We start from the raw sequence: 14309 nt of genomic DNA on the forward strand, positions 1-14309 counted from the left end.
AAGAAATAGAGAGAAATGGGGTAACTTATGGAGTTGAAGTTAAATATGGATGAGTATCTTCCGCTTCGGGAGGTTGTATTTGAAGCGTTGCGGGATGCCATCGTACATGGAGAATTTGAACCGGGCGAACGGTTATTAGAAGTGGCACTCGCAAAACGTCTGGGTGTCAGCCGGACTCCGGTGCGTGAAGCAATCCGGATGCTGGAATTAGAGGGCTTAGTCGTGATGGTTCCAAGGAAAGGTGCAGAGGTTGCCCGTATCACGGAGAAGGATCTCCGGGATGCATTGGAGATCCGTCTGAGTCTGGAAGAACTGGCAGTCGAACTTGCCTGCAAGCGGATTGATGAAGACGGCAGACTCAGATTAAGAGAAGCCTGTGAGAATTTCCGTGAGGCAGTCCGTTCCGGTCGTGTGCCGGATATCGTAGATACAGATGTTGCCTTTCATGAGACAATCTGTGAATTAAGCAACAATCCAAGACTTGTGAGTCTTACCAAGAACTTCGGAGAGCAGGTGTACCGATACCGTGTGGAATATGTGCGGGATACCGGATATCATGGCAAGCTGCTTCGTGAGCATGACGAGATCACGGAGGCGATATTGCATGGAGATGTAGAGAAAGCAAAAGCAGTTATGCATCAGCATATTTACGATCAGGAGCAGATCGTGATTCAGAATATCAAACAGAAACAGGATACTATATAAGACTGAGTGGTCAAAAACAGGGAGTGGACAGTAAGAAATTTACCGTTCACTCCCTGTTTTTGACCACTCGGTTCATTTTGCAGTTTTTTCAGGAACAATCTGTTATAGTAGAGGTGTTCTGAATACATCAAGCGTGTAAAATAAATTGACAAATACATATGTATGCCATATACTTGGTATTACTAGGTATAAAATAATAGGAAGAGAAATTATGGCAAATCAAAGTATGAATCAGTTTAAAAAAGGCATACTTCCCATGCTTATCCTGCAGATCATAGCAGATGAAAAGGATTATGGTTATAACATTGTCAATCGTTTTAATGCACGATGTGTTGCCGGAATGGATATCAAAGAAGGAACACTGTATCCGATCCTGCACAGATTAGAAGAAGATGGTGCGATCGTTAGTGAATGGGTGATGGCATCCGAGAATGGAAAACCAAAGAAATTCTATAAGATTACAGAAGAAGGGAAGCTTCTATTGGAAGAACAGTGGAGTTGCTGGGCGCAGATAGAAGGAATGGTACGAGGCTTTGAGAAAAAACATATATCTGATTAAAATATTTATTTTACTGCATGCACCATTTGGACAGCGGATGCAGTTTGTAAAAGAGATAAGACGATCTATAGATGATAAATTGGACTCGGGCATGACGATCGATGAAGTGTTTGAGGAGCTTGGTGAAGCTTCCGCACTGACAGAAGAGTATAACGATATCGGTATGCGGCAGCAGACAAAGGAGTATGTATGGATGATGCTCTGGATCCTGGTTGGAATCTGTCTTGGTGTTCTGTTGGTGATTGACGGATATACATTATATACCGGATATCATGAGATCAATCAGTATATAGCACCGACAGGATATGAGTGGATTGATTTTAGACCAAAGGCAGGGGGAACGTGGGGCAAAGTGATCGTGGAAAGCATAGGATTTTGTATCTGTTTTGGAAACGTAATCTATCATTTTAAAAGACGAAGAAAAGCAAAGAAAAAAGATAATAAGCTATAAATAAAAAGGGGAACAAAAGAAATGAAAAAGAAGAAATATCTTATGAAGATATTCATGCATCTGCATGCACCATTAAAGGAACGAATACAGATGGTAAAGGATCTGGGACGATCATTAGATGATAAACTGGCAGAAGGAGAAACCATAGAGGAAGCAATCGCAGAACTAGGAGAAGCCTCAGACATTATTCAGGAATATGAAGATCTCGGAATGGGAAAGCGAACGAAAGAATGGGCGCTTGCTGTGATCTGGATATTGATCGGAATCGTGGTGGGATATCTGTTGTTTACGGAATGTAGGATACTGTATAGGGGATATAATTATGTAATGGTTCATCCATCACCTAATACGGCTGTTTATATGGAATATGACCTTGATATAAAGACAGCAATAATAAAGATAGTATTCGAGTCAATGTGCGTTATTGTATGTATAGGAAATGTTATCTGGCATTTAATAAAACAAAAAAGAAAAAAGGAGATGTAAAAAAATGAAGAAAGTAGTGCGAAGGATAGTAAGTATGGCATTAGCATGTATGTTAATTTTGGGGCTTCCAATGTCTTCCTATGCGGAAACAACAGAGCAAATAACGGTGGAAGATGAAACAGAAAGACCAATGAAATTGATAGGACAGGAAGTTGTACATATAAAGTATGATGGAAGTATTGTTCGTGAAGTAATAAATCAAAAAGAGGTGAGCATATTATTGTATTCTCTTGCTGATGATAAAGTAACTTGCAATGCTAGTTATTATTATCTGGGTAAAAATTCTAAGAATCAACCCCAGTATCAGGTGGTTATGAATGTATCTGCAAAAGTGACTTTGAAATCCAGTGTTTTAAGTACACAAGCAGAAGGAATATCAACTTGGCATAATAACACAGTGACACATTCCGGTAAGACAGGAAAAAATACGAGGACTTTTGTTTATACAAGCAGTAATCCACCATCAAATCCGTATTGTTATGCAAAAGCAACAATTAAAACAGTTAATGGCACACATAATTGTTCTTTTGGCAAACTGACAAATCCTAAGAGTAAATAAATGATATACCTTGATCATTATATAAAGATGGTCAATGGATATAGATGTAAGGACACTCGCTATTAATGCAAGTGCTCTGAAAAAAGAGACTCTGGCACAATTTTGCGAAGAGAACCAGAGTTTCATAGCCATATATATTTATGAAAAAGTACATGAGATAAATATACCGCTTTTTCATATGTATGTAAATTCAAAACAAAGGAGGGAAGCATTACATAAGATGAAATGTAAATATGCATGTTTGAAGGTATAGGAAAATATACAAAGGAGATTTTTAAATGAGCAAAGTGGTTAAGACAATGAAAAATAAATTAATGATTGCAGCAATGGTAGTAGTAATGGTATTTGGAACGGCAATGGTTCCGGTGCATGCAGCATCTGTAGAGACAAATGTATATGGAGGAGGTTCCGCCTATAATTATTATGTCAGAAAGGCAGGGGGTACAGAGTTATTGGGTATAATGCGTGTTTCGAAAAGTGCAAGTAAAATAACAAATGTATTTACGGCAGAGATGGGATGCAGTAAGGCACAAGTATGGGTTAGAGAAAACTCAAAAGCATCGTATGCGACTAAAAGTCGTTCTAATATGGTAAAAGGTGATACGGTGACTGCTTTAAAAAATGGACGATCATATAAGGAAGCTTATGGAAAGGCTAAAGTTACTTATTAATGTATATTAGATTATAACTTAGGTGTATGGACATCCGGGAATCTGCAATAATGGCAGATTCCTGTGATGTTTTTACAAAATAATGAAAGCGGGGTAGACAGATGAAGAAAGTAGTGCGTATTATTTGCATTGTTTTATGTGTCGGTTTGATTTTAGGGTTGGGATATATTGTCTTACGAAAAATGAAAAAATATCCGGAAGAGATAGAATATTCGGCATTAAGGGCATTTACAGATAACGGTATGTATTATGCAAGAAGGAATATGCTTTATTTCCTGGATTCAGCGACAGGAGAATCGGTAGTAGTTTGTAATAAAGCGAATTGTAAACATAATACAACGAAGTGTAATGCATATACAATAGATGTTCAGCCTGCTATGCTTTGCTATGGAGATAAAATATACATAAGTGAATTTGATTCTGAGTTAACATTTAATGACGATGGTGATGCGGTACAAAAAGGAGTTGCACAGATTCGTGAAATAAATAAAGATGGAAGTGGAGCTCGAGTTTTGTATTCTGCAGATGAAGGAGCCGTTATAGGCATGGAAATGGTAGATGGAGTATTGTATTTCACTACATGGAAGTATCATGATGGATTTAAGTTGAATGAATATCAGCATGACTGTACGCTATATGCATATGATTTAAGATGGAATCGGTTACGGACATTGTTAAGCTATGAAGGAGATGCAGAGCATGACAATGCTGCACTATATATATTAAATAATAAGAATAAAGAAAAGCTTTATCTGACATATGGATATGAAGATAGCAAGGAAAACTGGCATACAATACTGTTTACATATAATATAAAAACACACGCAGATGAAATTGTCGAAGATGATCTAAATACAAAATATGGTGAGTATTTTGATATTATCAGCACTTCAAGTGGAAATTATATAAAGACGACAGAATTGGATAATGATGTAGAGTGGAGTGTGATATATTCATGTGATGAAAATATACAGAATCAGAAAGAGATTTTTCGGTTTGTAGGGGGAAGTGTTGATTGTATGGATGGATATTTATATGCGATTAGCACAGATTATAATAAGTTTTTTTATCAATGTGATACAGGAACAATTTATCTGGCAAATACCTGTTTTACAGGAGAAGGAACCTATATATCCGATATCTATGGATTGGATGAATCAAGTGACAAGATATATATAGATGGACATGATTATACTGGTATGAAACCGGGTGATGTAATCACATCGGATCAGAGTGAACAGACAGTGACAGGATGGGAAGAATTCCGGGACACATATTTTACAAAACTGGAGGATGCAGATCAGAGCGTCGTAAAGACATTTGACTGGGTGAAATGGCCATAAAAAAATAGAGACTCTGGCACAATTTTGCGAAGAGAACCAGAGCCTCGTAGCCATATATACTTATGAAAAAGTACATGAGATAAATATACCGCTTTTTCATATGCATGTAAATACGAAATAAAGGAGAATAGAGAAAAATAGAAGTGTAAATAGTGGGTTTGAAAGTATAGAAAACATATGAAAAGGAGAAAGAAAAATGGTAAAAGTAGCAAAAATATTAAAAAATAAATTAATGGTTGCAGCAATGCTGGTAGTAATGGTATTAGGAACAATGGCAATACCGTCACATGCGGAGAGTGTAACAACAAAAGTATATGGTGGAAATGCGGCTTATAATTATTATGTTAGAAAGAGTGGAAAAGTAGATTTATTAGGAATTATGAGAGTTGCCAGAGAATTGGATAAAAATGGAAAGGTAATAGCAGTGACAAATACTTTTACAGCAAAAACAAGCTGCTCAAAAGTAACAGTTTGGGTTTCAGAAAAGGAAGATGGGAAATATAATACAGCTGAAAAAAGAAAGATGGTATTGAATAATACAGTGACTGCAAGGAAAGATGGTAAGTTTAGTAGATCATATGGAAAGGCTAAAGTTACTTATTAATGTACAGTAGATTGTAACTTTGAGATTTGCAAAATTGAAAATTACGGATCAGAAAGCAGTAAGGGAGATGAACGTATGGAGTTAAAACTGGAACACATTTCGAAAGAGTATAAAAATACAACAGCGCTTGATGATTTTTCGATGACATTTTCAGAAGGGATTTATGGCTTACTTGGACCGAACGGGGCAGGAAAAAGTACCTTGATGAAATTGATTACAAGGAATATCAAACCGACCACAGGAGAGATCTATCTGGATGAAACGAATATTCATGACTTAAAACGGGAATATCAGCGGTTGATCGGTTATATGCCACAGCAGCAGGAGATCTATCCGTTTTATACCGGACGAATGTTTCTTGCCTACATGGGGCTGCTGAAGGGAGTAGAGAAGAAGATGCTGAATGTTGAGATTGAGAAATACGCATCAAAGGTAAATCTTCTTGATGTATTAGATCGGAAAGTTGGAACATATTCCGGTGGTATGAAGCAGAGACTTCTGATCGCACAGGCATTTCTTGGAGACTCGAAGATTATAATATTCGATGAGCCGACGGCAGGACTTGACCCTAAGGAGAGAATCCATGTGAGAAATCTGATCCATGACAATTCTGCAGGGAAGATTATTTTGATTGCTACTCATGTTGTTCAGGATATTGAGGACATAGCAAGTCAGATTATGTTACTTAAAAAGGGTGTACTGATCGAGATGGCAGCACCGGAGATTTTGACCGGAAGAATTACAGATAAAGAAAATCCTGATTTGGAAGATGTATATCTTAGTATATTTGGAGAGTAGCTTTTGCATATCAGTCATTTTTTACAGAGAGGGTGACGGTTTGCGGAATTGGAGGACGATATGAGTAGATCAAGACAAATGGAAAAAGCTGCTTCCATCAGTCATTCCGGACGAAGAGGCGGATTTTTTCGATTTTTTATAAATGAAATACGGGCTATTTTATATAACCGGAAATTAATATTATGTTTTTTGTTGTTTTTAGTTATGAATGTGGGCCTGTTGATAGTAGCCTTTGCTACTGATGAGGTGGATAGTACACAGTATGCAAGGCTTCGGACAGATCCGGATTCCATTATGGATATGTATATGGAAGATCCGGAATCAGAGACATATAAACAGTTGTTTGATGAATATATGGCAAGCACAACGTATGACGAATATCTGCAGAAGGTTATAGAAGATGCAGAGAAGAACCCGTCGATTTCCATATTTCAGACAAAGTTCTCAATCAGTAATCTGGAACGGACAAAGAGGGATTTTGAAAGACTAGTGGGAACAGAAGCATCCTTTGTTGGCGGATATGGAATCGGTAAGGCATTGAATTTTACCGGAAGTTATATTCTGATCTTCTTTTTTCTTGTTGTGCTGGTGCTGGAGCTGGTACTACGTGATAAGAAGAATGGTCTGGCAAATCTGTATAAGACAACATGGAATGGAGACAGTCGATTATTGCTGTCTAAGTATGCGGCAGCAGTTGTCTATATGGCACTTTTTGTAGCAGGTATATCCTTAAGCAATTTTTTGGTTGCAGAATGGAAGTTTGGAGCTGTGGATCTGTCAGCGCCGGTACAGAGCCTGATGGACTATATCGGATATGGTTTTTCATGCAGAATTGGTACATTTGCTGTTCTTGTCTGTGTGGTGAAAATTCTGATCTTTTCTGTGATTCTTGCGGCATTATTCACATTTGCAGTTATTTCTTCGAATGAGATTATGCTATGTGTATGGACGGCAGCTGCGATGTTTGTGGAATTGTTGTTTTCTGTACTGGGGGAGAGGCTTAATCTTATATTTTTATATCGATTTTCTATCTTTTCGATGCTTGATACAACAAAATTTTTCCAGTATGAGAATTATAATCTGATGTCTCATGCAAGACCAGCCATCTATCTGGATTGTGTAGTTTGTGCTGTGCTAATAGCAGGGCTTCTTATTATATCGTCTGTACTATATCTGGAAGGAAGCAGTGATTATCAGGAGACACGTATACGAATAAAAAGAAAAGCTGCGAAAGCCCACAAGACGCTTCCTTCCATATGGAGACTGGAAGGTTATAAATTGTGGATGGGATATAAAATGATATTTGTTATTCTGTTGCTGGTTATATTTCAGGTGTATATTTATCAGAACAAATCTGTAAGGTGGAGCACAAATGAATATGTGTACCAATACTATATCAGTCAAATTGAGGGAGTGATCACACAGGGAAAGCTTGATTATATAACTTCAGAGACAGAACGGTATGCAAATATCCACAAAGCTGGAGATCAGGTTGAGCAGGATTACGATACAGGGAAGATAACAGAAGAAGAATATAGTGAAAGATGGAGAGAACTGAATAAACAGCTTGAAAATGAGGAAGGGTTTAATCGTTGTCGGGAATATGTAGATTATATTAAGGAGCAATGTGGAATTACATCGCAGATTACAGAAGCTGATCCTGCTGTGTTGGAGCAGATGGGATTTGTCTATAACAGAGGCTGGAATATTCTTGCTGGTGGTAGAGATTATAAGGATGATGTAATGAATGCAGCAAAGATTATTGTTGTATTAATGCTTACAACTGCATTTCTGTATTTGGAAGATTACAGGTATAAGATTAATGGCATTATTGATATTACAGAGAATTACAGGAAACTTCATGTGATTAAAGCAGTTCGGTTGTTCTTGACTATTCTTGTCATATATATCATGGTTTATCTGCCGGAGTTAATGTGGGTAAAGAGTGAGATTGGGCTGACAGGTAGAAAATATCTGGCGCAGTCACTTCCGTATCTGGCGCATGTCAGTATATCCACCAGTATTACAGGATATTTTCTGCTGGTATATAGTATTCGATTACTCACTATTCTGATATTGACAGGTCTGTATGTTCTGGTTGGAAAACTGATCAGGAATACAAATGGTGCAATATTCTGCGCAGCAGCGGTTGTACTTCTGCCGTTGTTATTATATCTGTCAGGATTTACTGCCGCAAAATATTATCCGTTGGTTCAGCTATTATCAGGCAATATGCTGCTTAGATAAATGAATATTTAAAGAGATCCCACTGTGACAGATGATAGATGTCCCCTTTTTATTGGACAATCAGTGAAACAGGTGCATATCATCTGTTATAGTGGGATTTTTGTATGCTGTTACCAGCTCTTTCGTATCTCGTCAAATAGCCGCATGATATATAAAGTATGTTTATGTGGCATTTCAGGACATTCAATCAGACCTTTTTCAAGTGCTCGCTTACAGGCGAGCACTTCATATTCATAGCCGCTGATCTGGGCAGGACAGTTGATCGTCTGAACCAGTCGGCGGTCATTTTCATATATACGAAATGCTTCGTAATTATTGATGTTGTCAACCTCGATGTAGCCTTTTGTTCCGTAGATCACGCCGCGGCGGTCGGTTGCTGATTCCATAGTTGTGAACAAGCCGGCGATCGCACCATTCGGGTATGTCAGGTTGATAAATTCTGTTTTGTCTACGCCCGTTTCGTGTGGAGTCATCGTTGTGTGGATCGCAGATACGTTGTCGCCAAGCACCCAGGTCGCAAAGTTTAAGGTATATGGTGCAAGATCTAAGAGTGCGCCACCGGCAAGCTCTAGGCGGATCAGGCGTTCTACCTGCATCAGGGAATAACCAAGATTTGCGGTCAGGCCTGTTATTTTTCCGATAACGCCGGAATCTATAATCTCTTTTAAGGTAAATGACATTGGCATATAGCGAACCCACATCGCTTCTGCCAGTAATATATTCTTTTCTTTTGCAAGCCGGATCATATCTTCGGCTTCTTTTGTATTTACGGCAAATGCTTTCTCACACAGAACAGCCCGGTTATGATTCAGACACAGCATCGTATGCTCTTTATGGTGGGAGTGTGGAGTTGCAACGTAGACAAGATCAATCCCGTCATCAGCAACCATTTCTTCATAAGAGCCATACCATTTGGATGCATGATAAGTATCTGAAAATTGTCTGGCTTTTTCTTCTGTTCTGCTTGCTACAGCATAGAGTTCAACCTCTTGCATCTGGTTAACGGTTTCCGCCATCTTGCAGGCGATACCACCTGCGCCGAGGATGGCGAGACGTAATTTTCTATTTTCTAATCTGGTGTCTGAGTTTGCCGTAGCATTTCTGTTGTCTGATTTATGATCTGGATCTGTTGTATGTTTTTTGTAGTCGGATATATTATCTGATTTTATCATCTTTTTTCATTCCTTTCTGTGCGGTTTATGAAGTCATATTATTTCTATATTTCTTCTTAAAATTCTATATGGTACTGATGCAACTGAAGCTATTTGAATATTGCCGGGTTCATCATATGTGAGCAATTCTATGATTTTATGTAATTACTATAGAAGCTTTTGGGGATTTGTGCAAGCGCATCCCATCATAATGATCATTATATCGTACTCGTTCAATGCATTCGAAAAATCGACCCTTGCAAGCAAGCGATTTTTCATCATTATATCATGTGCTTCGCACATTCTATGCATTCCGCAAAATCAGCATCCTTGCAAGCAAATAATTTTGCGTTCATTATATCATGATTCAATGTAACATTTTATGTATAGTTCAGAGAGTTGCTGGTAATACTGGAAATAGTAAGAAGATAAAACAAGTAATAGTTAGATCATGGAGGAATAAGGTTGGGGAAAGTCGGTCAGAGTCGTAAAAAATATAAATGTACATAGGAGCAGCGGGAGGTGGAACGTTTGGGGAAAGACAGAGATGCGGAAGGCGGAATTTATAGTGCAGACAGCCGGATCGATAAAGACATAGATGCAAATATCAGCCGGGTAAAGTCGCTGTTTGCTGATTGGGGAGACATCGTGGAACGTCGGTTTACAGTAAGAAGAACCGGAATGGATGTGTATGCAGAAGATACCACCGGATCAGCAGATGAGACATCCGCTTCGGTAGGAGCAATCTATGTAGTGTACATTGATGGGTTATGTGACAATGGTCTGATCGAGGATACGATCATTAAGCCGGTGACCTGGGAGTGGCGGCATGAGCATGGCAGTTCCCTGTGGGAGGCAATGGATTCATTTGAGACACAATCGACGGATATAAAGACAGAAAATGACTTTAAAAATGTGATGTTTTCGATATTAAAAGGAGACACAGCGGTATTTGTATCGGATGCAGATCAGGCGTTTGTTGTGTCTTCCAAGAAGCTGCCGGTACGTGGGGTGGAAGAAAGTTCTACCGAGGGTGGAATGCGTGGTCCGCGGGATAGTTTTAATGAAAGTATCCGTACATCGACAGCCCTTATTCGGCGGAGGATTAAAGATACAAGATTAAAATTGATCCAGAATACGATCGGTGTTCGTTCCAGAACCGAGTATGGAATCATGTATATTGAGGATATTGCAGAGACGAAGCTGGTTGAACAGGTGAAAGAACGGATGAATGAATATGAGATAGATGCCATATTTGACAGTGGCATGGCGGAACATCTGATGGAGAAGAAATGGTACCGGCCGTTTCCGGTGTTCCAGTCAACCACCAGACCGGATAAAGCGGCGGCGGCACTGGCAGATGGCAGGGTTGTAATTGTATTTGACAATTCGCCGGAGGTTCTGATTGCGCCGGCGACGATCAATACATTATTCCAGACTGCCGATGATTATTATAACCGTTGGCCGGTTGCAACTTTTGCCAGAATCATTCGTTATATAGCGGCATTTATCGCGGTGGGGCTGCCGGGCTTCTATATAGCTGTTACCTGTTATCACCGGGAGGTGATACCGGATAAACTTCTCTATGCGATTGCAGTTGCAAGAAATCAGTTGTCTTTTCCAATCGTGTTAGAGGTTTTGATCATGGAGTTGTTGTTTGAATTGCTGCGGGAGGCAGGAATCCGTCTGCCGAGTCAGCTGGGAAATACGATCGGCGTTGTTGGTGGTCTGATCGTTGGACAGGCTGCGGTGGAAGCAGGGATTGTCAGTACCATCGTGGTGATCGTAGTTGCGCTGACAGCGATTGCTTCTTTTGCAATTCCAAATGAAGCTTTTGCGTCGGTGTTCCGTCTTTTAAAATTTCTAACTATACTGGCGGCTGCTTTTTTTGGACTGTATGGCTTCCTTCTGGTGATGCTTTTATTGATCTATCATCTTGCCGGTCTGAACAGCTTTGGTGTTCCGTACATGGCACCGGTCGTAACCTGTGGCTATGCAGAGGATGGAATGGAAGATTTTGTCATTCGTAAGCCAATCAAAAAAATTATCTTTCGACCGGCATGGGCGAACTATCGGGAGCGCAGACGGCTTCGCAAAAAGTAATGATGAATGGGTGTGAATTAATATATGGGTTATAGAAATGTGACGTTTCGACAGCTTTTTATAACGGGAACTTGCCTGATTTTTCCGATTGCTTTCTGGAATATGGTACAGATTATGACGGATTTTTCAAAAAATAATGGAATGTTGTCACTTTTTTTGATGCTAATGCTTGCTCTGGTTTATGTGGTACTACTACATCTTGCGCTTTCCGGTGTAGTGAAAATGTCAGATCCAGCTAAAGAAAAGACAGAGATAACGGGTGCAAAAGTATGGAATAATAAGAAAAAAGCAGCTATTGCATCTATTTATGTGATTAGATATGCAATCCGGGTTCTTTTTTTGCTTTATTTCTTTGTACAGGGGAGCCGGATCCTGATGCTGCCGGATTATGCAGGAACGGTTCTGGTCGTTCCGGTATTACTGGCACTTTTCTATATGGCAGGAAAGGGGCTGCGTGGTTATATCGGATTTGCGGAAGCAAGTGTGATCGGAATCGGGATCACATTGGTGCTGTTTATTATTTGTGGATTCTGGAATGCAGATTTTTCTCGACTAAAAGAATATGTAGAATTCCAGATGCAGGCATCTGTATGTAACACGATATGTCAGGTTCTGATAAAAGGATATCTGTTAATTGTAGGATTATCTATGCTGGAATTTGTCATGTATCTCTATCTGAGAGTAGAGAAACGAAGACGAGGGATGCTGGTGTGGACAGTATCTGTTCCGGTTGTGTTAGCCATTGTTGCTTCCTGTTTCGTGATATCGTTGCTTGGCTTGCAAGGTAAAACAATGACTTCAAAGGGAATACTAAATGTTGTGGGTGCGATGATGTTCCCCGGAGGTGCAAATGCGAGACTCGGTTTACTCGCCTGTTACCTGCTTATAATCTTTGGACTTCTGCTTCTGGCTATCCACATTGTGTTCATTTGTCAGTTTGTGGATGAGATTTGGAAGATCATCTGTGTATGGAGAAAGAGCGGCGGGATGAGAGCAGCCGGGAATGATAAGAGTACAGAGTTACATGGACGTGATTCTGATAATGCAATGGATAAAAAAGTGATGGAAGAAAAAAGAAGCCTGTGGATAAGAAGCGGCTGTGTGGTTGTTTTGTTTCTGCTGTTTCTATGGATGAGCCGGTTCCTTGGAGAACGGGATGCCGGTCGGGCATTTATGATCTACATTGCCGCCGTTGATATTCCGTTGTCGGTTCTTGTACCGGCATTTGTTGGGAGAAAACGGACAAATCCGGGGAAGCTTGCAAAGATGGCTGCAGAAGTGATCGGTGGGATATTACTTGTCAGCATATTGTCCGGGTGCATGGACAGATCCATTGAGGCGGTAGATTATCTCCGGGTGGTGATGATTTCTGAAACAGATAGGGGATATGAGTATACATTTGTCACGGACAGTCTGGAGGGAGCGGAGTCGGCAGCCGAATCGGAGGAACGAGAGTATCCGGTCGTTGCGGAGAGCCTGCAGCGAGCACGGGCTGAATATGATCAAGCGCATGACCGGAGTCTTGACCTGAGCCATGTGGAATATATTGTGGTGGATTCCGAAGAAACCCTGCGGCAGATGTATCCGGAGCTGATAAAAGAATTTGTAACGAATTATGTAGAGGTGGTCTGCACCGATTCGCTTTATCAGGGTGAAGCGTCCGGAAGCATCCGGAAGTATATTGCAGCGCATTACAAAGGAGAGTGTCTGGCGACACTGGGGGAGTAGATATGGTTTAAAGTGTTAGATTTTGATGAAGAAAAATGGAGGTTATGGAAATGGGTAGAGCAGTGAGAGCGGCAGTTGCCGGAATCCTGATCGGTTTATTTTGTGGAACATTATATGTGGAAATGGGAGCACTGAAAAGATTATACAGCGCGAAAAACAGCGTTGAGCAGGTGATGAATCTGGTTGAGTATGCGGAGGGAGATGAAGATATAGCCTATGATAGTACCGAGGAAAATTATGCCGGAATAACCGGTGACAAAACTTCACAGACAGATGGTAAGAATGGCAGATCGAACCAGATGGTAAATGGTCAGGATACTTTGGATGGACAGGATACAGAACTGTCAAATAATATACAGACCGCATTTCGTATTCTGGATGGCACAACATTAAATGCATACGAAACACAGAAGCAGTTACAGGAGTTGGAAGCGGTGTATGATGATATAGCAAGAGATACAAGTGAGAAGAAGACCGACGGAGAAAACGATTATAATATAGAGTCCGGCAAAACAAAAACGGAGCTTGTGGAGAGCAAGATAAGTGCTCAGAATAAAACATCAGATGTTATCCGGATTCGAATAAGATATGAAGGAAATGAGAATTTATCGGACAAGCAATTGGATGAATTTACTTCATATGTTGAGCAAGCGGTACTTTATGGTATAGCCGAGAAGCTTGGCGCAGACTATAACGATCAGGAGAAAAGCATTGTGCGTAAGAATCTGATCCTGAGCAAAGAATATATCGATGCCTGTGCAGAGGAAAGTGCGGAGGAATATGGCATCCCGGTTACTGCCTGGTCCGCCTTTGAATATCTGAACCTTCCGGCAGCAACCTTGAATGACGCTGCTTATCCGGCCGGATATTATGAGACCTTGTGTGTGACGTTGAAATGATTATG

At 40.1% G+C, this 14309-nt stretch carries 14 protein-coding genes; 13 read left to right on the plus strand and 1 reads right to left on the minus strand.

The annotated features are described in order from the left end of the window. The first annotated feature begins 27 nt into the window (after positions 1 to 27). The 10 genes from DWW85_RS06195 (at position 28) to DWW85_RS06245 (ending at position 8423) form a co-directional block, all read left to right on the plus strand. A complete protein-coding gene (locus DWW85_RS06195) occupies positions 28 to 705 on the plus strand; it encodes a GntR family transcriptional regulator (protein WP_117808017.1) in 678 nt (225 codons plus the stop codon). Between the two features lie 211 nt (positions 706 to 916). Further along, on the plus strand, positions 917 to 1264 hold the full coding sequence (locus DWW85_RS06200; RefSeq protein ID WP_117808018.1) for a PadR family transcriptional regulator: 348 nt from the start codon (positions 917 to 919) through the stop codon (positions 1262 to 1264). Continuing rightward, a complete protein-coding gene (locus tag DWW85_RS06205) occupies positions 1239 to 1715 on the plus strand; it encodes a hypothetical protein (protein WP_117808019.1) in 477 nt (158 codons plus the stop codon). The genes DWW85_RS06200 and DWW85_RS06205 overlap by 26 nt, the downstream gene beginning before the upstream one ends. A gap of 21 nt (positions 1716 to 1736) precedes the next feature. Continuing rightward, the gene (locus tag DWW85_RS06210) at positions 1737 to 2201 is read left to right on the plus strand and encodes a hypothetical protein (RefSeq protein WP_117808020.1); all 465 of its coding nucleotides are present in this window, start codon (positions 1737 to 1739) and stop codon (positions 2199 to 2201) included. A 4-nt stretch (positions 2202 to 2205) separates the two neighbouring features. Then, positions 2206 to 2760, plus strand: coding sequence for a hypothetical protein (locus DWW85_RS06215; protein WP_117808021.1), 555 nt, complete (start codon positions 2206 to 2208; stop codon positions 2758 to 2760). A gap of 278 nt (positions 2761 to 3038) precedes the next feature. Continuing rightward, positions 3039 to 3431, plus strand: a complete 393-nt coding sequence (locus tag DWW85_RS06225; RefSeq protein ID WP_117808023.1) for a hypothetical protein — start codon at positions 3039 to 3041, stop codon at positions 3429 to 3431. A gap of 101 nt (positions 3432 to 3532) precedes the next feature. Next, positions 3533 to 4774 (plus strand): hypothetical protein, encoded by a 1242-nt coding sequence (locus tag DWW85_RS06230; RefSeq protein ID WP_147340897.1) that lies wholly within the window; start codon positions 3533 to 3535, stop codon positions 4772 to 4774. Between the two features lie 196 nt (positions 4775 to 4970). Further along, the gene (locus DWW85_RS06235; protein ID WP_117808025.1) at positions 4971 to 5378 is read left to right on the plus strand and encodes a hypothetical protein; all 408 of its coding nucleotides are present in this window, start codon (positions 4971 to 4973) and stop codon (positions 5376 to 5378) included. A 75-nt stretch (positions 5379 to 5453) separates the two neighbouring features. Continuing rightward, on the plus strand, positions 5454 to 6176 hold the full coding sequence (locus DWW85_RS06240; RefSeq protein WP_117808026.1) for an ATP-binding cassette domain-containing protein: 723 nt from the start codon (positions 5454 to 5456) through the stop codon (positions 6174 to 6176). A gap of 204 nt (positions 6177 to 6380) precedes the next feature. Then, complete coding sequence (locus DWW85_RS06245; RefSeq protein ID WP_181986515.1) at positions 6381 to 8423, plus strand: hypothetical protein; 2043 nt, start codon at positions 6381 to 6383, stop codon at positions 8421 to 8423. 110 nt (positions 8424 to 8533) lie between these two features. Here the strand turns inward: DWW85_RS06245 and DWW85_RS06250 are convergent, their stop codons facing one another. Next, on the minus strand, positions 8534 to 9595 hold the full coding sequence (locus DWW85_RS06250; protein WP_117808028.1) for a Gfo/Idh/MocA family oxidoreductase: 1062 nt from the start codon (positions 9593 to 9595) through the stop codon (positions 8534 to 8536). A 501-nt stretch (positions 9596 to 10096) separates the two neighbouring features. On the opposite strand from DWW85_RS06250, the gene DWW85_RS06255 reads away from it, so the two are divergent. The 3 genes from DWW85_RS06255 (at position 10097) to DWW85_RS06265 (ending at position 14304) form a co-directional block, all read left to right on the plus strand. Further along, a complete protein-coding gene (locus tag DWW85_RS06255; RefSeq protein ID WP_117808029.1) occupies positions 10097 to 11677 on the plus strand; it encodes a spore germination protein in 1581 nt (526 codons plus the stop codon). Positions 11678 to 11779: 102 nt separating this feature from the next. Further along, positions 11780 to 13405, plus strand: coding sequence for a hypothetical protein (locus DWW85_RS06260; protein WP_181986516.1), 1626 nt, complete (start codon positions 11780 to 11782; stop codon positions 13403 to 13405). 50 nt (positions 13406 to 13455) lie between these two features. After that, the gene (locus DWW85_RS06265; protein WP_117808031.1) at positions 13456 to 14304 is read left to right on the plus strand and encodes a hypothetical protein; all 849 of its coding nucleotides are present in this window, start codon (positions 13456 to 13458) and stop codon (positions 14302 to 14304) included. The last annotated feature ends 5 nt before the right edge of the window (positions 14305 to 14309 follow it).

This window comes from Clostridium sp. AF17-21AC (genome assembly GCF_003461365.1).
Taxonomy (GTDB): Bacteria; Bacillota; Clostridia; order Lachnospirales; family Lachnospiraceae; genus Coprococcus; species Coprococcus ammoniilyticus.

Coding starts and splice junctions, on each gene's coding strand:
- DWW85_RS06195 (WP_117808017.1), top strand. CDS start 28: ATGGAGTTGAAGTTAAATATGGATGAGTATCTTCCGCTTCGGGAGGTT.
- DWW85_RS06200 (WP_117808018.1), top strand. CDS start 917: ATGGCAAATCAAAGTATGAATCAGTTTAAAAAAGGCATACTTCCCATG.
- DWW85_RS06210 (WP_117808020.1), top strand. CDS start 1,737: ATGAAAAAGAAGAAATATCTTATGAAGATATTCATGCATCTGCATGCA.
- DWW85_RS06215 (WP_117808021.1), top strand. CDS start 2,206: ATGAAGAAAGTAGTGCGAAGGATAGTAAGTATGGCATTAGCATGTATG.
- DWW85_RS06225 (WP_117808023.1), top strand. CDS start 3,039: ATGAGCAAAGTGGTTAAGACAATGAAAAATAAATTAATGATTGCAGCA.
- DWW85_RS06230 (WP_147340897.1), top strand. CDS start 3,533: ATGAAGAAAGTAGTGCGTATTATTTGCATTGTTTTATGTGTCGGTTTG.
- DWW85_RS06235 (WP_117808025.1), top strand. CDS start 4,971: ATGGTAAAAGTAGCAAAAATATTAAAAAATAAATTAATGGTTGCAGCA.
- DWW85_RS06240 (WP_117808026.1), top strand. CDS start 5,454: ATGGAGTTAAAACTGGAACACATTTCGAAAGAGTATAAAAATACAACA.
- DWW85_RS06245 (WP_181986515.1), top strand. CDS start 6,381: ATGAATGTGGGCCTGTTGATAGTAGCCTTTGCTACTGATGAGGTGGAT.
- DWW85_RS06250 (WP_117808028.1), bottom strand. CDS start 9,595: ATGATAAAATCAGATAATATATCCGACTACAAAAAACATACAACAGAT.
- DWW85_RS06260 (WP_181986516.1), top strand. CDS start 11,780: ATGGTACAGATTATGACGGATTTTTCAAAAAATAATGGAATGTTGTCA.
- DWW85_RS06265 (WP_117808031.1), top strand. CDS start 13,456: ATGGGTAGAGCAGTGAGAGCGGCAGTTGCCGGAATCCTGATCGGTTTA.